This window comes from Micromonospora sp. NPDC126480 (assembly GCF_040302465.1).
Taxonomy (GTDB): Bacteria; Actinomycetota; Actinomycetes; order Mycobacteriales; family Micromonosporaceae; genus Micromonospora.
Map to the genome: position 1 here is coordinate 30,488 of NZ_JBEORU010000001.1, position 18,904 is coordinate 49,391.

An 18,904-nucleotide genomic window follows, 5' to 3' on the forward strand; every position below is an offset into this window, starting at 1 on the left:
GTTCGCGTACACTGTCAGGCGACGACAGTGGTCCCGGCCGAGGAGTGCGGATCCCGTGATCCCGCCAGGCCAGTCCAGCATGAGGGAGCGGCAGGTGCCCCGAGGCGATGGCCGGCTGAGCCACGACCTTGATCCCCAACGTCCCGGCCCCCAGGACGCGTGCGGCGTCTTCGGTGTCTGGGCCCCGGGCGAGGAGGTCGCCAACCTGACGTACTTCGGGCTGTACGCTCTGCAGCACCGGGGACAGGAGGCGGCCGGCATCGCGGTCAGCGACGGCTCGGGCGTGGTGGTCTACAAGGACCTCGGCCTGGTCGCCCAGGTCTTCGACGAGCCGACCCTGGCGAGCCTGCGCGGGCACGTGGCGATCGGCCACGCGCGCTACTCGACGACCGGCGCCTCCACCTGGGAGAACGCCCAGCCGACCATCCGCGCGACGACGTCCGGCACGACAATCGCGCTGGCCCACAACGGCAACCTGGTCAACACCGCCGAGCTGCAGCGTGAGGTCGCCGAGCGCGGGATGGCCGCCGACGGCGCCACCAACGACACCTCCCTGGTGACCATGCTGCTGGCCAGCCGGCCCGACCTGTCGGTGGAGGCCGCCGCGCTGGAGGTGCTGCCGCGACTGCGGGGCGCGTTCAGCTTCGTCTTCATGGACGAGTCGACGCTGTACGCGGCCCGCGACCCGCACGGGGTCCGCCCGCTGGTGCTCGGCCGGCTGGAGCGTGGCTGGGTGGTCGCCAGCGAGACCGCCGCCCTCGACATCGTCGGCGCCAGCGTCGTCCGCGAGGTGGAGCCCGGCGAGCTGATCGCCATCGACGAGGACGGGCTGCGCTCCGCGCGGTTCGCGCCGCCGGAGCCGAAGGGCTGCCTCTTCGAGTACGTCTACATCGCCCGTCCGGACGCCACCATCGCCGGACGGAACGTGCACGCCGCACGGGTGCAGATCGGCCGCCAGCTGGCCAAGGAGCACCCGGTCGAGGCCGACCTGGTGATCCCCGTCCCGGAGTCCGGCACGCCGGCCGCGATCGGTTTCGCGGCGGAGTCCGGCATCACCTACGGCGCGGGCCTGGTGAAGAACCCGTACGTGGGGCGGACGTTCATCCAGCCGTCGCAGACGCTGCGCCAGCTCGGCATCCGGCTCAAGCTCAACCCGCTCCGCGAGAACGTGCGGGGCAAGCGCCTGGTCGTGGTCGACGACTCCATCGTCCGCGGCAACACCCAGCGGGCCATCGTGCGGATGCTCCGCGAGGCCGGCGCGCTGGAGGTGCACGTCCGCATCTCCTCCCCGCCGGTCACCTGGCCGTGCTTCTACGGCATCGACTTCGCCACCCGCGCCGAGCTGCTCGCCAACGGCCTGGACAACGAGGGCGTCCGGCGGTCGATCGGTGCCGACACACTGGGGTACGTCTCGCTCTCCGGCCTGATCGCGGCCACCGAGCAGCCGAAGAGCCGGCTCTGCCGGGCCTGCTTCGACGGCGAGTACCCGATTGAGCTGCCTGCCGCCAACCTGATCGGCAAGCACGTGCTGGAGGGGGTCGGCCGGCGTGTCACCGCCGGAGCCTCCGACCAGCACACCCCTCCGCTCGTCGCCAACCCGGGCGGCGACGACGGTTTCGACCCGGCGCGCCTGACGTCGCGTTCCGACCTGGAACCGTCGGTTACCACCCACCGCCCGTAGCACCACCGGGCGCGGCCCGGCCACCGCCGGTCCCCGCGCCGGAACCACCAAAGGGGAGAACCGTGACGCACGTGTCCGAGCGCAGCGGCGCAGGAAGCAGCCCGACCGGCGCCGGCGGCGACCGCCAGCCCTGGACGGCCGGCACCGGCCGCCCGGCGCGCAAACGCTCGGTCTCGTACGCGGACGCCGGGGTCTCGATCGAGGCGGGTGACCGCGCGGTCGAGCTGCTGAAGTCGAAGGTGAAGCAGACCCGGCGGCCGGAGGTGATGGGCGACCTGGGCGGCTTCGCCGGCCTGTTCCGGCTGGACACGAAGAAGTACAAGAACCCGATCCTCGCCTCCTCCACCGACGGTGTCGGCACCAAGCTGGTGATCGCCCAGCAGATGGACATCCACGACACGGTCGGCATCGACCTGGTCGCCATGGTGGTGGACGACCTGGTCGCCTGCGGTGCCGAGCCGCTGTTCCTGCTCGACTACATCGCCACCGGCGAGGTCGTGCCGGACAAGGTCGCCGAGATCGGCGCCGGCATCGCCGACGGCTGCCGGTACGCCGGCTGCGCGCTGCTGGGCGGCGAGACCGCCGAGCACCCGGGCGTCCTCCGCCCCGACGAGTACGACATCTCCGCCACCGGCGTCGGCGTGGTCGAGGAGAGCGAGATCCTCAGCTCGGAGCGGGTCGAGGTCGGCGACGTGGTGATCGCCATGCGCTCGTCCGGCCTGCACTCCAACGGCTACTCGCTGGTCCGGCACGTGCTGCTCGGCGCCGGCCGGATGCGGCTCGACGTGGTGATCGACGACTTCGGGCGGCAGCGCACGCTCGGCGAGGAGCTGCTCACCCCCACCAAGATCTACGCGCAGGACTGCCTCAAGCTGATCGCCGAGGCGGAGGTGCGGGCGCTCGCCCACGTCACCGGCGGCGGCATCCCGGGCAACCTGGTCCGGATCCTGCCCGAGCACGTCGACGCGGTGGTCAACCGGGCCACCTGGAAGCCGCAGCCGATCTTCGACCTGGTGCAGTCCAAGGGCCGCATCGAGGACGCGGAGATGGAGGCGACCTTCAACATGGGCGTCGGCATGTTCGCCATCGTCTCGGCCGAGGACGCCGACCGCGCTCTGGCCACGCTCACCGGCCGCGGGGTCGACGCCTGGCAGGCGGGCGAGATCATCGAGGGCTCCGGCGACGTCCAGATGATCGGGCAGCACACCCGCGGTTGATCACGCTCTGGTGATCGTACGGACACCTGATCAGGGGTTCACCCGGGTGGCCGTCGCCGCCTAGCCTGAAGGGCACCCTCAACGCTGTCGGGCACGCCTGGTGCCTGGTCAGCTCCTCAGGCACGGCAGAGGAGGGCGATGGCTGCACGGGGACAGTCGATCAACGGGATGCGTGGCCTGGCCACGGTCCCGACGTACGTGGTGATGCAGCCCACCACCCTCTGCAATCTCGACTGCGCGTACTGCTACCTGCCGTTCCGTGCCAAGGACCGGCGGATGCCGGTGCGGGTGGCGGAGGCGGTGGCGGCGTCGGTCAATCCGTGGGCGCGGTCCGGGCGGTTCTCGGTGGTGTGGCACGGCGGCGAGCCGCTGGCTGCGGGGCGGGAGCATCTCGCCGCTCTGATCGCCCCGTTCGGTCCGGAGGTCGAGCATCACGTCCAGACCAACGCGACGCTCATCGACGACGCCTGGTGCCGGTTCTTCGCCGAGCACCGGATCCGGGTCAGCGTCAGCGTGGACGGGCCGCGGGAGCGCAACGAGGACCGGGTGACCAGGGCGGGACGTCCGGCGTACGACCGGATCGTGCGTGGCGTCGAGGCGCTGCGCCGGCACGGGTTGCCGTTCTCGGCGCTGGCCGTGGTCGGCCGTCCCGAGCCGGGTCTCGCCCGCGAGCTGTACGACTACTTCCTCGACCTCGGCCCGGACGTGCTGGGCATCAACATCGAGGAGGCCGAGGGGGTCAACACCCGGTCCAACCGGCACGACGCGGCTGCGGTGACCGCCTTCTGGGCGGAACTGGTGGCGGCCTGGCGCCGGGATCCGCGCATCCACCTGCGCGAGGTCGAGTGGTCGTTGCGTTACGTCGCGGCGGTGCTCGACGGCAGCGGGGACGACCTGCTGCCCCGGCGCCTGGACCCGATTCCCACGGTTGGTCACGACGGGTCGGTGACCGTGCTGTCGCCCGAGCTGGCCGGTTTCACCGACCCCCGCTACGGCGACTTCAGCAGCGGCAACGTGCTGGTCACGCCGCTGGGGGAGATCCTCGCCGACGCCGAGCGGACGCCCTGGGTGGGCGAGTTCCTCGCCGGTGTCGAGTCCTGCCGCGCGTCCTGTCCGTACTTCGGCTTCTGTGGCGGTGGTCACGCGGCCAACCGCTACTTCGAGCTGGGACGTTTTGACGGTACGGAGACCGAGCACTGCCGCAACAGCAAGATCCGCCTACTGGAGGGAGTGTTGGAGCATGCCCGAGACCACCGGTCACCGGCAGCCTGAGCGCGCGACGGGTGCCGCCCTGGAGGAGGTCGCCGACCGCGTCCGAGCGGCGGGTAGCGGCCTGACCGCGCTGCTCCACGAGGCCGAGGTCGCGCGTCGACTACGCGCGGAGGTGGCGGGCGGCGACGGGGCCAGCGCGGTGTGCGCCTGGAACCACTTCGAGAACATCCCGACGTTCTACAACTGGAACAACCGACCACGCTGAGCGCGGGCAGGCCACGAATGGTGGTCGGTGTCCGGAGTCCCAGCCCGGGACTCCGGACACGGCCTGGTCGGATCGTCAGGACGCCGCTGCCGTGCGGGCACATACGTGAGCACGCGGGTCGTACCGCGTGCTCAGATGGGACCGGGGGTCAGCGGGTGGGACGGACCCAGGACTCCGGGTCGTCGTCCGCGTGGTCCTCGTCATCGTCGTCGACATACTCTTTGTAGTCGTCGTCGAAGTCGTGGTCCGACTTGCGGCTGCCGCCGAGTTCTCGCTGCAAGGCGGCGAGGTCGGTGTTCGGGGAGTGGTACTTCAACTCCCGCGCCACCTTTGTCTGCTTGGCCTTAGCACGGCCGCGCCCCATGGCTCGACCCCCTCGCACAGAATGCGGGGCAGCCCGAAGGCGGGCCCCGATGACGTCAGGCATCTCTCGTGGCTCTTACGGTACATGGGGATGCCGTCGTTCGGCACCTCGGGTTACCGTCGACCGGCTCCGCGCGTCGCGGTGGTCCGGTCGTCACACAGTGTACCCGGTAAGGACCGACCCTGGGGAGCGCCCGTGACACCGGACGAATCACCGCGAACTACAGCTTAACGGCCACTGCCCGGGCGAGGAGGCCCAGGGGCGGAACCAGACCCGGCCCGCCCCCGGGTCGCGGTCACGGCAGGTGGATGGTCCGCAGCCGGCCCACCTCGGCCATCCGCCGCTCGGCCAGCCGGTCCGCGGCGACCGCCGGGGGCACGCCCTCGGCGTCGGCGAGGCGGAGGATCTCCCGCGTGGTGTCGTAGATCCTCGTCGCCCGCAGCTTGGCCCGTTCGAAGTTGAAGCCGTCGATCTCGTCGGCGACCTGGATCACCCCACCGGCGTTGACGACGTAGTCGGGCGCGTACAGGATGCCGCGGTCGGCGAGCACCTTCTCGATGCCGGAGTGGGCGAGCTGGTTGTTGGCGGCGCCGGCGACCACCTTCGCGCGCAGCGCCGGGACCGTGTCGTCGTTGAGGGCACCGCCGAGCGCGCAGGGCGCGTACACGTCGATGTCGGCGGCGACGAGCGCGGCGGCGTCCTCGACGAGCGTCACCTGCGGGTGGGTCGTGCGGGCCCACTCGAGGGCCTTCGGGTTGACGTCGGTCGCCACGACCTCGGCACCGTCCTCGAGGAGGTGACCGACCAGGTACTTGCCGACCTTGCCGAGGCCGGCCACGCCGACGCGCCGCCCGCGCAGCGTCGGTGCGCCCCAGACGTGCTCCGCGGCGGCGCGCATGCCCTGGAACACACCCCAGGCGGTGAGGATCGAGGAGTCGCCGGCGCCACCGTGCTCGACACTGCGGCCGGTCACGTACCGGGTCTCCCGGGCGATCACGTCCATGTCGGCGACATAGGTGCCGACGTCGCAGGCGGTGTAGTACCGGCCGCGCAGCGTCTCCACGAAGCGGCCGTAGGCGCGCAGCAGCGCCTCGCTCTTGATCCGCTCCGGGTCACCCCAGATGACCGCCTTGCCGCCCCCCAGGTCGAGACCGGCGAGGGCGTTCTTGTACGCCATGCCGCGAGACAGGTCGAGCACGTCGGCGAGGGCGGCCTCCTCGCTCTCGTACGGGTAGAACCGGGTGCCGCCGAGCGCGGGGCCCAGCGACGTGGAGTAGATGCCGATGATCGCCTTGAGGCCGGTCTGCTTGTCCTGGCAGAACACGACCTGTTCGTGACCGGCCGACCCGGGGTCGTCGGTGGTGGCGAAAACGCCCATGACTCGCTCCTGGTGTGGTGTGCGGCCTTGTGGGCCGCGGACCTGTGGACGCCGGCGGGATGCTGCCGGTGCCGCTGAGCCTAGTATCGGCCGACGTCGCCCCGCCGTCCCCGGCGTGTGCGTCCGTACGGCGGGACCGGGTGCCTCCGGACCGCCCGCCCGCGGCGTACGTGAATGCGGTGCCGCCGGGGCTTCGCGTCCGACTCGTGGGAGGATCGCGCCGTGCCGTCGCTCTTCGCTTCATACCTGCGCGTGTACGAACCGCTGACCGCCTTCGACCGTGACCGTCAGACGTACTGGCGCCGTTACGTCGAACAGGGACGCGCGGTCGCCCCGGGCGAGGGGCCGGGCCGGCAGCGTACCTCGGTGATCGAGGCCCTCGGCGCGGGGTGGACGCGGCTGCCGGAGCTGCCGGAGGAGGCGTACGTCCTGGAGGCGGACGACACGCTGCTGGTGTGCCCGTGGAACCTGCGGATCCGGGTGGCGGAAGCGGCGCTGAGCGCGCGGGACGGCGTACCTCCGGTGCTGGCCGACGCCTTCGTCCCGCCGGTCCTGGCGGGGCAGGCGAAGGCGGTGGTGGACGACTGGCGCAGTGGGGCGCGCGTGCTGGAGCACGGTGTCCCGCGGGTGCACGAGCAGGTCGCGACCTGGGGTGTGCCGCTGCGGTGGTTCGTCCTCTTCGCGCCGGAGGAGCGGCACCACGTCACCGAGCCCGGCCGCCGGGCGCTGCGGTACCGCACCGAGATCTCCAAGGCTCGCCGCCGGTCGTCGCGTGCCCTCGCCGTGCTGCGCAAGTCGGTGGGTGCCGCGCCGATCACCGAGGCCGTGGAGGAGGCCGCGCGCTGGCTGGAGGAGTTCCATCCCCGGTCGGTGGTCGAACTGGACTACGGGGGACTGGTGGAGTTGCTCTCCGACGAGACCCTCGCCGCCGACGACTCGCCCGAGCTGGTGGCGACCGGTCTGGCCGGGCTGTCCCGGGGCGAGGCGGAGGAGGCGTCCGCGGCGTACGACAAGCTGGTCGCCCGGTGGCGGGCGGTGCAGTTGCTCGAGCGGTGCAACTAAGCGCAAATCGCCCATAATAGCGGCTGAAGGCGAGGCGCGTTCGTAGTTGACGCATCACGAACCGTGATCATGAGTCCGAATAAGGTACTTTCTGGCGCGTAAAAGTCGCATAATTCGGGCATGGTTCATCCGTCCGTCTAGGGACGTTCGGCCGTTCGGCCCATGTCGGACATCGGGGACTAGCCGGACCATGGGAGACGCGTCGGCCGGCGGGACCCCGGCCGATGTCTATACATGTGGAGGAGTGACCCATGGCATCGCGAACGCACGAACCGGAGCCGCTGCTCACGCCGGCCGAGGTGGCGTCGATGTTCCGTGTCGACCCGAAGACGGTGACCCGGTGGGCGAAGGCCGGCAAGCTGAGCGCCATCCGGACCCTCGGCGGGCACCGTCGATACCGGGAGTCGGAGGTCAGGGCCCTGCTGCAGGGGCAGATCCCGCAGCAGCGCCAGGGGGACTGACCGGGGCGACAGCCAACAGACGATGTGTGCGAGGGCGGCGGACGATCGGTCCGCCGCCCTCGCGCATGTCCAGGGGCCGTCAGTCCTTGAGCGTCACCCGGATGCCGACCGTGCCCTGCTCGCCCCGCCGCAGCCGGCTGCCGAGCAGGGTGAGCCGCCCGAGCAGCCGGTACTTCTCCTTGATCAGGGCACGGACCCGGCGGGTTCCCGGACCGTCGGAGAGCGTGGCGTGGCCGGGCACCGCCGCGCCGTGCGGCCGCCCCCGGACGTCACAGGGGGCCACCGTCACGTCTCCGCTGCGGCGGATCCGCTTCACCTTGCCGGAGTCCGCCACGGTCCACACCGCGAGCGCGTCGCCGTCGCGGACCGCCCAGACCGGCGTCGCCACCGCACGACCGTCCTTGCGGAAGGTCGTGAGCAGGATGTACTTCTCCGCGGCCAGCCGGTCCAACGTGGTCACGTCGCCCAGGATATGACCGCCGCGGCCGGCTGAGTGGGCGGTTAGGGCGTGTCGTCCGTACCTGTCGCTGACCAGGGACGATCGGGGCCGCAGGGTCGCCGGTCGGTGGTGCGGTCGCGACGTGGGCGGGTCGGCGGCCCAGGCCGTACCGTGAGGGCATGATCGGCGAGCCGCGCACCGGCGACGCGTACGGGGAGATGTTGCGCGACGCGCTCGCGGTGGCCACCGGGGTCGGCCCCCGGCCGCTCGCGGGTGGCCGGCTGCCCCGGCCGGTCATCGAGATCATCGAACGGGACGACGGTCTGATCAACGGCGCCCCGGCGGCGCACTACCTGGACGGGCCCGATCGGTGGCAGCCGTACGACCACCGCGCCGTCGACCGGGTGCGGGGCGACACGCTGGACATCGGTGTCGGTGCGGGTCGGATCGCGCTGCTGCTCCAGGAGCGCGGCGTGCCGGTCACCGGACTGGACACCTCGCCGGGCGCGCTCGGCGTGTGCCGCCGCCGGGGCGTACGTGACCTGGTGCACGCGACCGTGGACGCGCACGTCGCCGACGGGCGGCGGTACGACACCCTCCTGCTGCTCGGCAACAACCTCGGGTTGATCGAGGGGCGTGAGCGGGCACCCGGATTCCTCGCCGCGCTGGCCGCGCTCGCCCGCCCCGGCGCGCAGGTGATCGCGCACGGCACCGACCCGTACGGCACAAACGACCCGGCGCACACCGCGTACCACGAACGCAACCGCAGTCGGGGACGCCTCGCCGGGCAGTTGCGGCTGCGGCTGCGCTACCGGGACCTCGGCACGCCCTGGTTCGACTACCTGGTCTGCTCCCCCGAGGAACTGGGCGCGCTGGTCCACGGGAGCCCCTGGCACCTTGCCGACGTGGACGACGGGGACGCCCCGTACTACCTGGCGACCCTGCGGCTGCGCGAGGGCGGGCGCGGCCGGGAGTGTTAACAAGGGGCCCTTCCTCTACCGGAGGCGTTAAGAGGGGGCCCTTCCTTACCCGCTAGGGTCCCCGGGATGAGCGAACACTTCGTCGTCGTCGGGGCCGGCACGATGGGCCTCGGGATCGCGTACGTGGCGGCCGGCGCCGGGTATGCCGTGGACCTGGTCGAGGTCGACCGGGCCCGGGGCGGGGCCGCGACCGCGCGCCTCGGCGAGCTGTGGGACCGGGCCGTGGCCCGGGGCCGGCTGACCAGCGAGCAGGCCGAGAGCAACCGGGCCCGGGTGACCCTGCGGGGAGCCCTCGCCGAGGTCGCCGAGGGCCCGGGGATCGTGGTGGAGGCCGTGCCGGAGCGGGCCGACCTCAAGCGGTCGGTGCTGCGGGAGGCCGAGGCGCTGGGTCCCACCCTGCTCGGCAGCAACACCTCCAGCATCTCCATCGCCGAACTGGCCGGCGGGCTGGCCCGGCCCGACCGGTTCCTCGGGCTGCACTTCTTCAACCCGGTCTGGGCGATGGCGCTGCTCGAGGTCGTGGTCGGCCCGGCCACCGCACCGGAGACCACCGACGCGGCCCTCGCGCTCGCCGGCCGGCTGGGCAAGGACCCCGTCGTCGTACGCGACATGCCCGGCTTCGCCACCTCCCGGCTGGGTGTGACGCTCGGCCTGGAGGCGATCCGGATGGTCGCCGACGGCGTGGCGAGCCCGGCCGACATCGACAAGGCGATGGTCCTCGGGTACCGGCACCCGATCGGGCCGCTGGAGCTGACCGACCTGGTCGGGCTGGACGTCCGGCTCGACATCGCGCGCACGCTCCAGGCCGCCTACGGTGACCGGTTCGCCCCGCCGCCGCTGCTGGTCGAGATGGTCGCGGACGGCCGGCTGGGCAAGAAGTCCGGCCAGGGCTTCTACCGCTGGGAGAACGGGGTCAAGGCATGACCGGGCTGCGGATCGAGGAGCACGCGGACCGGGTGGTGGCGACGCTGGACCGACCCGAGAAGCGCAACGCCATCGACGCCGATCTGGTCCGCGAGCTGCACGAGCTGTGCGCCCAGCTGGAGGCCCGGCCACGGCTGCTGCTGCTCACCGGCGGCGCCGACGGCGTCTTCGCCGGGGGCGCGGACATCGGGCAGCTCCGCGAGCGCGGGCGGCTGGACGCGCTCGCCGCGATCAACTCGGCCGTGTTCGCCCGGATCCGGGCGCTGCCGATGCCGACCGTGGCGGCCGTCGACGGGCCGGCGCTGGGCGGGGGCGCCGAACTGGCGTACGCCTGCGACCTGCGGGTCTGTACGGCGCGTGCGGTCTTCGGGCAGCCCGAGATCCGGCTCGGCATCCTGGCCGGTGCCGGCGCCACCCACCGGCTGCCGGCCCTCGTCGGCGAGGCACGGGCGAAGGAGCTGCTCTTCACCGGCCGGCGGGTGGACGCCGAGGAGGCGGCACGGATCGGCCTGGTCAACCGGGTGGTCGCCGAGCCGGCGGAGCTGCTGCCGGCGGCGCACGACCTGCTCGACGAGATGGCGAAGGGCTCCGCCCTGGCGCTACGGCTCACCAAGCTGGCCGTGGACGCGCCGGCCGGCGCCCACCCGCACCTGGATCTGGTCAGCCAGGCGGTGCTCTTCGAGGACGAGGAGAAGTACCGGCGGATGACCGAGTTCCTGGAGCGGCGCCGCCGGTCCTGAAACGGCGACGGCCGCACCGGTGCACCCGGTGCGGCCGTCCTCGTCCGCTCGGCTCAGCGCCGCAGTTCGACCCCCGCGTCGACGAGGGCGCGGATCACCGCGGCCGACTCACCGAACCCGATGATCAGGACGGCGTCCGCCCCGAAAGTCTTGATCTCCTGAGCGCCGGAACCGAAGTCGACCGGCTTCGCCTTGGCGTCCTCCGGCGGCTCGTACGTGAGCAGCTTCAGCCGGTCGGCGCCGATGCCGGCCTTCTCCAGCTCGGTACGCACGATGTTCTGCAGGCCCTCGCCGTAGGAGTCCTTGCGGGCGACGATCGCGACCTTCTCCGGACCGTCCCGCAGGATCACGTCGGCCAACGCCCGGCCCTGCAGGCTGTCCGGCGGAGCGGTGCGGAAGTACAGACCCTTGTCGTCCAGGTCGGTGAGGCTGGCGTCGGTGTTCGACGGGGAGAACAGGATCAGCCCGGCCCCGACCACGTCGGGGAGCACCTGCCGGGAGATGCCCGAGCCGCCGGCACCGATGATGACGTGCACCCCGGCCGCGACGTGGCTCGCCACGGTGGCCTTGGCGACCGCCGGGTTGGTGCCGTCGTCTCCGTCGACCCAGGTGACCGGGTCGCCGAGGACGCCACCGGCGGCGTTGACCTCCTTGAGCGCGAGAGCGGCGCCGGCGCCCATCGGCGGGTAGGCCAACGCGAGGTCACCGGTCTTCGGCAGCAGGCCGCCCAGCACCAGCGGGGAGCCGTCGTTGCGGTCGGCCGCGCCCTTGCCCTGCTTCTTCGGCTTGGGGGGCGCCGCGGTGCTGGCGGCCGACTCGGTGCCCGCGCCCACGAACTCGGTCTTGCCGTCGTTGATCTGCTGCCCGTCGAAGTGCAGCGTGGCGTAGCTCGCCGTGGACGGCTCGCCGGCGTCGGTGAACCCGGCCCGGGTCATCGAGACGCTGCGGTACTCGATGTCCTGCCCGTTGCGCGCCAGCTGGAGGCAGGTCGCCGCGGTCTCGCAGCGCTGGCCGCCGTTGGTGACGCCGACGATCTGCTGCGCGATGGCCGCCGGGTCGGTGGTGCCGGCGAGCTGCGCGGCGAGCGCACTGATCAACACCGCGTCGTACGTCTCTGACGCGTAGAGGTAGTCGGTCAGGCGGGGGTCGATGGACCGCAGGCGGTTCTTGAAGTCCTCCGGTAGCGGGGTCAGCGGCGTCGTGCCCTTCATCCCGTCGACCAGACCGGCGCGCTCCTTCAGCTCGGCGGGGTACGAGTTGAGCATGTTGCCGTCCGTGCCGTAGAGGCGCACCTGGGTGGTGGTGTCACCCTCCTCGGGCTGGTCGGTCCCGCAAGCGCTGATGGCGAGCAGGAACGTCGCGCAGGCGGCCAGGGTGGCTGCTCGCGTGGCGCGTGAGATGAACATGGTCGTCCTTCCTCCGGCGAAGGTCCGCTGGGCAGATTAGCGTGCCGGGCTTCCGCGCGGGACCGTGGCTACACCTCAATCCGCAGGTAGACCGCGTTGATTACGGAGAGTAGCTGCCGGGCGGTGGCTTGACCGGCCGTCCTACCGTGCCCTGCGTGACCGAATCACCACAGCAGACGCTCGACGACGCCGCGGCGGTGCTGCGCTCGGCGCTGGCCGGCGACGGCGACGGGGTCTGCGGCACCTTCGACGCCGTCGTCGACCGGTCCGGCCTGGCCGGGGCGTACGGGGTCGCGTGGTGTCTCGCGGCGACGATGGTGGGTGAGCCGGGGGCGGCCGGCACGTGCGCGCTCGACTTCCCCGGCATCGACGAGGCGGGCTACGACACCCGCTGGGTGGCCCGGTTCGTCAGCGCGTACGCCAACTCCGACGGCGACACCGGTGCCGCGCTGTTCGGCGCCGCGGCGGCCGACGGGCTGCTGCCCGACTGCCTGCTGACCCTGGCCGGGTCGACAGTCGCCACGCTCCGCAGCCGCGCCAGGTGAACCGTGCGGCACCCGGTCGGGGGGCCGGGTGCCACACGGCGGGTCGGATCAGAACGCGTGGTACGAGATCAGCGGCCCGTACTCGTAGCGGCGGTTGTCGAAGCGAACCCGGAAGTTGACTCCGTCGCGCACGTTCGTGGCCACCACCGTCCAGCCCGACCCGGGCGGCAGGTAGGTCCAGTAGTTGCACTGGTCGGTGCGGTCCACGAAGATCACGCAGGCGTCCGTTCCGAAGGCGCTGGCATTGCGGACGTTGATGTCCCGGCAACGGCTGGTGGTGCGGTAGGGGCCGGCGTCGCCGCCCCAGCCGCCGGTGGCGAAGTAGGCGCGCTTGGCGCCGCCGTAGCAGGTGGCGAGCGGGGCGGTGAGGTTGGCCGCCGGGGTCGCGGCGGTCTCCGGGCTTTCGACCGTCGCGGGGGTGGCGCGTGCGGGGGACCCGACGGCGAGCACGATCAGTGCCGCCGTCGTGGCCAGCAACCGGGTCACCGGAGCTGACATCTGTGCCTCCAAAGCTGTCGATGACCGTCCGTAATGGACGGTGTTGCGGGTCGTGACGATGATACGGATCGATGAGCCGTGCCGCCGCCCGGTCCCGGGCCGCCACGTGGTACGCCTGTGCGCATGTCCGAGGCGATGCTGAGCAAGGTCCGCAAGCTGCTGGCTCAGGCCGAGGACCCGGCCTGCACGCCGGCCGAGTCGGCGGCGTTCACTGCGAAGGCGACCGAGCTGATCGCCCGCTACGGCGTCGACCGGGCCCTGCTGGCCGCCCGTGACCCAGCCACGGATCCGGTCGGCGACCGGGTGGTCGAGATCGTCGCCCCGTACGCCCGGGACAAGGCCGGGCTGCTCGCGGCCGTCGCCGATCCACTGCGCTGCCGCTGCGTCCGCCGGCGACAGGGCAGCGGCTTCGCGATGCACCTGTTCGGTTTCGCGAGCGACCTGGAGCGCGTCGACCTGCTCTTCACCTCGCTGCTCGTGCAGGCCGCCCACGGGCTCGCCGGCACGCCCGTGCCGTCGGACGAGCACCCGGCCGCGTTCCGGCGCTCGTGGCTGGCCGGTTTCGCACAGGTCGTCGCGGAGCGGCTGCGCGCGGCGGAGGCGGACGCGGCGGCCTCCTCGGGCGGGCCGTCCGTCGCCCTGGTCCTCGCCGACCGGTCCGACCGCGTGCAACGCCGGCTCACCGAGGTCTACCCGCGACTGCGTACGGCCGCGCCCCGCCGGCTGGCGGGCACCGGGTTCGGTTCCGGTGCCGAGGCCGGCCGTCGGGCCGACCTCGGCGGACGGGGTGTCGACAACCGCTCCTGGCGGGTGGGCCTCGGGCGCTGAGCTGCGCAGCGCGCTGCCGCGCCGGGTCGGAGCGCCTCAGCCGGTGGCGCGAGTGACTCAGCCGGTGACTCAGCCTGCGGCGCGCTTGGCGACCACGCTGGCGTAGCGGGAGAGCAGCTCGTGCCACCCGGCGGTCAGCGCCTGGCGGTAACCCTCCGCGGCCTCGCCGTGGCGGTCGAAGTGCCGGTGCTCCACCTCGACCCGGGTCCGTCCCGACCCCTCGGGCTGGAACAGCACCTCCACCTCGCTGGCCCGGGCCGGATCGGGCACCGGGGCGCGGTCCGGCCCGATCTGCCAGGTGAAGACGAGCCGGCGGGGCGGGTCCCAGGTGAGCACCCGGCCCCAGTCGCTGCGGAAGCCGTACGGGCCGATCTCGTAGAGCATCCCGCCGGCCCGGGGCTCCATGCCCAACTCGGTGAGGAGGCCGGGGCCGGACCACGTGTACTCGGTGACCCACCAGTCGGTCATCGCGCCGGTGAACAGCTCGAACGCCTGTTCGGTCGGGGCGGGAACCAGGAGCGAGCTGAGGAGTGAGAACCTTTCGAGATTCTGCCGGATGTCGGCCGGATCGGCCATCTCCTGTCCCATAGGCCCGGACCATACCGGCTGATGCCCGGGTGCGCAGCTTCACTAGGCTGCCCGGTTCCGGACAGCCCCGTCGCATCGTGCGGCTCCGCCGACGATCGACGCTGGTCAGCGCCCCCGTCGGGTGGTTCGCGTAACCGGACCGCGGCCACCCGGGCCGCCGCCCGACCGGATGGACCGTGCCGGGTCCGGATGGCCGGGCGCAAAGCGGGTAACCGCGCCCGACGGTCCGTGCGGGGCCGGGTGGAGCGGGAGCGGGAAGCATGAGCGAGGACGCGCAGCGACGGGATCCGGACCGGTCCGGTGGCGGGCCGACGGGCTGGAGGGTGAGCGCGGAACCGGCCCGGCGGGAGCACGGTACGGCCGGGTCCGGCGGAGGCGCCGAGCCGGACGTCCTGCTGGACGTGCCGGAGGTCTCGGTCGACTCGATCCGGCTGGCGGTCGACAGCCTGGACGCCGACCTCTCCCTGCGCGCCCGGCTGGCCAACCTCCTGCAACTGGACGCCGGCGTCCGCGTCCACCTGCAGGGGGTCGAGTTGGACATCACCGGGGTGCACGCCGAGGCGCTGCTGAAGGTGCGCCTGGAAAAGCTGGTGGAGATCCTCGACCGGGCCCTCAGCACCATCGACCGCAACCCGCAGATCATCGAGGCGCTGGCCCGTACGACGACCAACTCGATCGACGACGTGAACCGGGCGGCGCCGCAGGCCGAGCAGCTGTCGGTGGCCGCGCAGCGGATCACCGACGCGACGGCGGAGGGCGTCCGCGCGAGGCCTCGCACGGGTGCCACTGACGAGTTGGGTCAGCAGGTCGGGGCGATGGTCGACCGTGGCCAGGGCCGTGCCGGTGGGGCCGGTGGACCCGGCGGCGGACGCGAGCGGGGTGGCCAGGGCCGGCCGGGTGAACGAGGCACGGGGCTGGCCAGTGGAGCCGGCGGCGGCGGGGAGTTCGGCGCCGCCGAGCGGGCACGCGGGCGGGCCGAGGAGATGGGCGGGCCGGGAGGCTCGGCGGAGGAAGGCCGTGCGGGCGGGCAGCCTGAGGAGGCTCCCGCAAAGGCGGGCGGTGCGGGCGGGCGGCCTGAGGAGGCTCCCGCGAAGGCGGGCGGTGCGGGCGGGCGGCCCGGGGAAGGTCCGGCGGAGGAAGGCCGTGCGGGCGGGCGGCCCGAGGCGGGCGCCCGGAGCGACGCCGGTCCGAAGGAGGAGGCCGGCGAGGCACCAGGCGAAGGACCGCCGAGCGCCCTGCAGTTGGCCGAGCAGGCCGGCGAGACGCTGCGGCAGGCGGGCCGCAGCGTGTGGGAGGCGATCCAGGGTGGCATCGCCGCCCGCCGCGACGCGGACCGGTGATCGGAAGGCTTGTCGGCGCGGCGGGTCGGACGAGCCGGTCGGGTGCCACCGTTGCCGGTGTCAGCCGCCGCGCGGGGCGTACATGATGACGGCGACGCCGACGAGGCAGATGACCGCGCCGATCAGGTCGTAGCGGTCGGGCCGGAAGCGGTCGACGACAACTCCCCAGGCCAGCGAACCGGCGACGAAGACGCCGCCGTACGCCGCCAGGATGCGGCCGAAGTTGGGGTCGGGCTGGAAGGTGGCCACGAAGCCGTAGAGCCCGAGCGCGATCACTCCCGCCGCGATCCACAGCAGCCCCCGGTTCTCCCGCCAGCCCTGCCACACCAGCCACGCGCCCCCGATCTCGGCGAGTGCGGCGAGCAGGAACAGCAGGATCGAGCGGGCTACCGTCATGCGTCGGACCGTAGCGTGACCACCTCCCGCTCGCGCTGGCCACCCTGATCGCACGAGCAGCCGCCGCCGGCGCACCGGGCGCTGTGGCGGCGCCTGCCGGCCCACCACCAGGACAGGCCGGCGAGCCCGGCCAAAGCGACCGCGACGCCGGGCAGGAAACGGTTGACGGCGGCCCAGCCGGCACCACCGAGCACCCCGGCGGCCAGCAGCGGCGGCAGGATGCAGCAGGCGGCGCAGGCGGTCGCCGCCAGCCCGGTCGTGCCGGAGGGGAGCAGGCGGCGCATCCGGTCAGCAGGTGTCGGCACGGTCGTTCCTCTCGGCGAGTTCCGCGAACGGCAGGGGGCAGCAGGGGCTGTCGGCGCAGGTGACCAGGTCGTCGCAGCCCGCGGCGACGGCGGCGCGCAGGGTGTCGCGGATGACGGTCAGATCGGCTAGCTTCTGTTCCACCTCGGCGAGCTTGGACCTGGCCCGCGCCTGGAGGCCGGTTTCGGGCCGGCCGTGCTGGTGCCGGCCGTGCTGGTGCCGGCCGGCGTCGAGCAGGCCGGCCACCTCGTCGAGGGTGAAACCCAGGCGCTGCGCGGTCTTGATGACCCGCAGCAGGGTGACCGCGTCGGACGGATAGAGCCGATGCCCACCCGGCGACCGCCGCGGGGCGGCGAGCAGCCCCCGGCGCTCGTAGTAGCGCAGCGTCTGCGGGTTGACCCCGGCCGCGGTGGCGAGTTCGCCGCTGCGCAGGGCGCTCATCGCAGTCCCGCCGCGGACCGCGCCCGACCGGCGAGGCCGTCCAGCACGTCGACGTGCGCCGCAGGTACCCGGACGTCCAGCGTCAGCGCGTCCGGGCCGGGCCGGGAGAGGTCGAAGGTGAAGAACGAGCAGCAGGACGACTCGCGGGCGGTCAGGTCCCGCGCCTCGTCCTCGGCCTGCGAGGTACCGACGAGCCGCAGCCGAAGGTGCTGCGGCGACAGCCGGTCGACACCGCGCAGGGCGGCGTGGAAGAACCTGTCGAACTCGACGAGCCGCAGCGGTCGCTCGGCCGTCGGCAGGGTGCACGCGTCCGGCACCCAAGCGCCGCCCGTGGTGGGGTGTTGTTCGCTCATGCTTCGACGGTAAGCCTGTACCTGCGTACCGGATGCAAGCCCGACCGGCGGCGGACGCCCCAGCCCAGTCAGGCATGGGTGGGCCTACCCGGGACGGAGACGGCCGAACCGGCCCTCGGCGACCAAGCAAAACGCCGACCGGCGTTTCCGCTGGTCGGCGCTGCTTAGCCCGGCGAAAGGCTATGTGGCCAGGGGCGGGGTCGAACCGCCGACCTTCCGATTTTCAGTCGGACGCTCGTACCAACTGAGCTACCTGGCCGTGCTCGGCCCATGCTACCCGGCCGCCGGGGTCGCCGCTGACCAGGGTCACATGCACCGATACGCAGAACGCCGCGCGGATGGCGCGGCGTCAGCGCTGGCGGTCCTGACGGGACTTGAACCCGCGACCTCCGCCTTGACAGGGCGGCGAGCACTCCGACTGCTCCACAGGACCTAGCTCTCCGGCCGAAGCCGGACCGTGCCCCCAACGGGATTCGAACCCGTGCTACCGCCTTGAAAGGGCGGCGTCCTGGGCCGCTAGACGATGAGGGCGGCCCCGCCATCATTGCATACTCGCAACTTCAAGCGGACTTGCTCCCATCCGGCCCCGCCGGAGGCTTGGAAAGCATACGTGATGCCGTACCGGTCGACCAAACCGGTATGGCTGGAGCCACACGCCCCCGGAAATCCGCAGCTAGCGGAGCCGGACGACCCCGTACCTGCGCTTCAGGTCGGTGATCAGTGCGGGGCAGGCGGCCAGGGTCGCGGCGCGGTCCCCGCCCCCGTCGTGCAGCAGGACCACCCCACCGGGCCGGACCGCGCCGTGCACCCGCTTGCTGATCGTCGCGGCCGGTGGTTTGCCCCAGTCCCGGGGATCGACCGTCCAGTGCAGCGACCGCATGCCGAGCTCCTTGGCGACCTTCACCACCTCGGGTGTCCATCGCCCGCCGGGCTGTCGGTAGAACGGCACCTTCGCCCCGGGAACCGCCGCCCGGATCGCCGCGGTGGTGCGCTGGAGGTCCGCCCGGATCTCGGCGACCGGCCGCCGCCCCAGGTCGACGTCGTGGCGCCAGCTGTGGTTGCAGAGTTGGTGCCCCTCGCGCACGATCCGGCGGACCAGCTCCGGGTGGCGGCGGACCTGCGTACCGACGACGCAGAACGTGGCCGGAACGCGGGCCGTACGCAGCCGGTCGAGCACCTGCGGGGTCCAGGTCGGGTCGGGCCCGTCGTCGAACGTGAGCGCGACGCCCTGGACGCCGGTGGTGCGGTGCAGGCCGGCGGGCAGCGTGGCCGGCAGAGGCCGGAGCGGGCGGACGGTGGGGGTGCCGCGCGGCGGTTGTGGCGTGGCGGCCGGCCCCGGCTCGGCCGGGAGGGTGCCGGACGGGACGGGGGTGGGACCCCCGCCGGCCCGCAGCCGCCCGGCCTCCCCGCCGCAGCCGCCGACGAGGACGACCAGGGTGAGACCGGACGCGAGGAGAGCGCGCAGGCGCATCGTTCGCTCCCG

The 18,904-nt window shown here is 72.9% G+C and carries 23 protein-coding genes and 3 tRNA genes; 12 read left to right on the forward strand and 14 right to left on the reverse strand.

Annotated features, from left to right (window positions below; all coding sequences use genetic code 11):
• Positions 1-94 precede the first annotated feature (94 nt).
• From purF to amcA, 4 genes are all read left to right on the forward strand, one after another.
• The gene (gene purF, locus ABTW87_RS00145) at positions 95-1,681 is read left to right on the forward strand and encodes an amidophosphoribosyltransferase (RefSeq protein ID WP_350646983.1); all 1,587 of its coding nucleotides are present in this window, start codon (positions 95-97) and stop codon (positions 1,679-1,681) included.
• A gap of 62 nt (positions 1,682-1,743) precedes the next feature.
• The gene (purM, locus tag ABTW87_RS00150) at positions 1,744-2,898 is read left to right on the forward strand and encodes a phosphoribosylformylglycinamidine cyclo-ligase (RefSeq protein ID WP_350646985.1); all 1,155 of its coding nucleotides are present in this window, start codon (positions 1,744-1,746) and stop codon (positions 2,896-2,898) included.
• 168 nt (positions 2,899-3,066) lie between these two features.
• Positions 3,067-4,170 (forward strand): cyclophane-forming radical SAM peptide maturase AmcB, encoded by a 1,104-nt coding sequence (gene amcB / locus ABTW87_RS00155; protein ID WP_350647565.1) that lies wholly within the window; start codon positions 3,067-3,069, stop codon positions 4,168-4,170.
• Positions 4,139-4,375, forward strand: a complete 237-nt coding sequence (gene amcA / locus ABTW87_RS00160; RefSeq protein WP_350646987.1) for a multiple cyclophane-containing RiPP AmcA — start codon at positions 4,139-4,141, stop codon at positions 4,373-4,375. Before amcB ends, amcA begins: the two co-directional genes overlap by 32 nt.
• Positions 4,376-4,523: 148 nt before the next feature.
• Here amcA and ABTW87_RS00165 read toward each other — a convergent pair whose 3' ends face one another.
• Positions 4,524-4,739, reverse strand: a complete 216-nt coding sequence (locus ABTW87_RS00165; RefSeq protein ID WP_155329428.1) for a DUF3073 domain-containing protein — start codon at positions 4,737-4,739, stop codon at positions 4,524-4,526.
• Positions 4,740-5,034: 295 nt separating this feature from the next.
• A complete protein-coding gene (locus ABTW87_RS00170; RefSeq protein ID WP_350646989.1) occupies positions 5,035-6,117 on the reverse strand; it encodes a Glu/Leu/Phe/Val family dehydrogenase in 1,083 nt (360 codons plus the stop codon).
• Positions 6,118-6,339: 222 nt separating this feature from the next.
• Between ABTW87_RS00170 and ABTW87_RS00175 the strand changes: the two genes are divergently transcribed.
• Positions 6,340-7,179 (forward strand): DUF8083 family protein, encoded by an 840-nt coding sequence (locus ABTW87_RS00175; RefSeq protein WP_350646991.1) that lies wholly within the window; start codon positions 6,340-6,342, stop codon positions 7,177-7,179.
• A 251-nt stretch (positions 7,180-7,430) separates the two neighbouring features.
• Positions 7,431-7,640: a BldC family transcriptional regulator gene (locus ABTW87_RS00180; protein WP_007073996.1), complete on the forward strand. Its 210-nt coding sequence runs from the start codon at positions 7,431-7,433 to the stop codon at positions 7,638-7,640.
• 79 nt (positions 7,641-7,719) lie between these two features.
• Here ABTW87_RS00180 and ABTW87_RS00185 read toward each other — a convergent pair whose 3' ends face one another.
• Positions 7,720-8,100, reverse strand: a complete 381-nt coding sequence (locus ABTW87_RS00185) for a PPOX class F420-dependent oxidoreductase (protein WP_350646999.1) — start codon at positions 8,098-8,100, stop codon at positions 7,720-7,722.
• A gap of 158 nt (positions 8,101-8,258) precedes the next feature.
• Between ABTW87_RS00185 and ABTW87_RS00190 the strand changes: the two genes are divergently transcribed.
• The 3 genes from ABTW87_RS00190 (at position 8,259) to ABTW87_RS00200 (ending at position 10,723) form a co-directional block, all read left to right on the forward strand.
• Positions 8,259-9,059, forward strand: a complete 801-nt coding sequence (locus ABTW87_RS00190; protein WP_350647001.1) for a class I SAM-dependent methyltransferase — start codon at positions 8,259-8,261, stop codon at positions 9,057-9,059.
• Positions 9,060-9,125: 66 nt separating this feature from the next.
• Positions 9,126-9,983: a 3-hydroxyacyl-CoA dehydrogenase family protein gene (locus tag ABTW87_RS00195; protein ID WP_350647003.1), complete on the forward strand. Its 858-nt coding sequence runs from the start codon at positions 9,126-9,128 to the stop codon at positions 9,981-9,983.
• Positions 9,980-10,723: an enoyl-CoA hydratase/isomerase family protein gene (locus ABTW87_RS00200; protein ID WP_350647005.1), complete on the forward strand. Its 744-nt coding sequence runs from the start codon at positions 9,980-9,982 to the stop codon at positions 10,721-10,723. Before ABTW87_RS00195 ends, ABTW87_RS00200 begins: the two co-directional genes overlap by 4 nt.
• 53 nt (positions 10,724-10,776) lie before the next feature.
• Here ABTW87_RS00200 and ABTW87_RS00205 read toward each other — a convergent pair whose 3' ends face one another.
• On the reverse strand, positions 10,777-12,129 hold the full coding sequence (locus ABTW87_RS00205; protein ID WP_350647006.1) for an ABC transporter substrate-binding protein: 1,353 nt from the start codon (positions 12,127-12,129) through the stop codon (positions 10,777-10,779).
• 155 nt (positions 12,130-12,284) lie between these two features.
• On the opposite strand from ABTW87_RS00205, the gene ABTW87_RS00210 reads away from it, so the two are divergent.
• Entirely contained in the window at positions 12,285-12,674 is a 390-nt protein-coding gene (locus tag ABTW87_RS00210) for a hypothetical protein (RefSeq protein ID WP_350647008.1), read from the forward strand.
• Between the two features lie 48 nt (positions 12,675-12,722).
• Here ABTW87_RS00210 and ABTW87_RS00215 read toward each other — a convergent pair whose 3' ends face one another.
• Entirely contained in the window at positions 12,723-13,172 is a 450-nt protein-coding gene (locus ABTW87_RS00215) for a hypothetical protein (RefSeq protein WP_350647010.1), read from the reverse strand.
• Positions 13,173-13,295: 123 nt separating this feature from the next.
• On the opposite strand from ABTW87_RS00215, the gene ABTW87_RS00220 reads away from it, so the two are divergent.
• Entirely contained in the window at positions 13,296-14,000 is a 705-nt protein-coding gene (locus ABTW87_RS00220) for a DUF2786 domain-containing protein (RefSeq protein ID WP_350647012.1), read from the forward strand.
• A gap of 69 nt (positions 14,001-14,069) precedes the next feature.
• Here ABTW87_RS00220 and ABTW87_RS00225 read toward each other — a convergent pair whose 3' ends face one another.
• Positions 14,070-14,588 carry an SRPBCC family protein gene (locus ABTW87_RS00225; protein WP_350647014.1) on the reverse strand — a complete coding sequence of 173 codons (519 nt, stop codon included), beginning with the start codon at positions 14,586-14,588 and terminating at the stop codon, positions 14,070-14,072.
• A 260-nt stretch (positions 14,589-14,848) separates the two neighbouring features.
• Here ABTW87_RS00225 and ABTW87_RS00230 point away from each other — a divergent pair, with 260 nt between their 5' ends.
• On the forward strand, positions 14,849-15,928 hold the full coding sequence (locus ABTW87_RS00230; protein WP_350647016.1) for a hypothetical protein: 1,080 nt from the start codon (positions 14,849-14,851) through the stop codon (positions 15,926-15,928).
• A gap of 60 nt (positions 15,929-15,988) precedes the next feature.
• Here ABTW87_RS00230 and ABTW87_RS00235 read toward each other — a convergent pair whose 3' ends face one another.
• From ABTW87_RS00235 to ABTW87_RS00270, 8 genes are all read right to left on the reverse strand, one after another.
• Complete coding sequence (locus ABTW87_RS00235) at positions 15,989-16,324, reverse strand: YnfA family protein (RefSeq protein WP_350647018.1); 336 nt, start codon at positions 16,322-16,324, stop codon at positions 15,989-15,991.
• Complete coding sequence (locus tag ABTW87_RS00240) at positions 16,321-16,629, reverse strand: hypothetical protein (protein WP_350647020.1); 309 nt, start codon at positions 16,627-16,629, stop codon at positions 16,321-16,323. Before ABTW87_RS00240 ends, ABTW87_RS00235 begins: the two co-directional genes overlap by 4 nt.
• Positions 16,613-17,068: a MerR family transcriptional regulator gene (locus tag ABTW87_RS00245; protein WP_350647022.1), complete on the reverse strand. Its 456-nt coding sequence runs from the start codon at positions 17,066-17,068 to the stop codon at positions 16,613-16,615. Before ABTW87_RS00245 ends, ABTW87_RS00240 begins: the two co-directional genes overlap by 17 nt.
• Positions 17,065-17,421: a hypothetical protein gene (locus tag ABTW87_RS00250; protein WP_350647023.1), complete on the reverse strand. Its 357-nt coding sequence runs from the start codon at positions 17,419-17,421 to the stop codon at positions 17,065-17,067. The genes ABTW87_RS00245 and ABTW87_RS00250 overlap by 4 nt, the downstream gene beginning before the upstream one ends.
• A gap of 185 nt (positions 17,422-17,606) precedes the next feature.
• Positions 17,607-17,680: transfer RNA gene (locus ABTW87_RS00255), tRNA-Phe, on the reverse strand.
• A 97-nt stretch (positions 17,681-17,777) separates the two neighbouring features.
• A tRNA-Asp gene (locus ABTW87_RS00260) sits at positions 17,778-17,854 on the reverse strand.
• A 25-nt stretch (positions 17,855-17,879) separates the two neighbouring features.
• Positions 17,880-17,952 (reverse strand) — tRNA-Glu (locus tag ABTW87_RS00265).
• 142 nt (positions 17,953-18,094) lie between these two features.
• Positions 18,095-18,892: a polysaccharide deacetylase family protein gene (locus tag ABTW87_RS00270; RefSeq protein ID WP_350647024.1), complete on the reverse strand. Its 798-nt coding sequence runs from the start codon at positions 18,890-18,892 to the stop codon at positions 18,095-18,097.
• Positions 18,893-18,904: the final 12 nt, after the last annotated feature.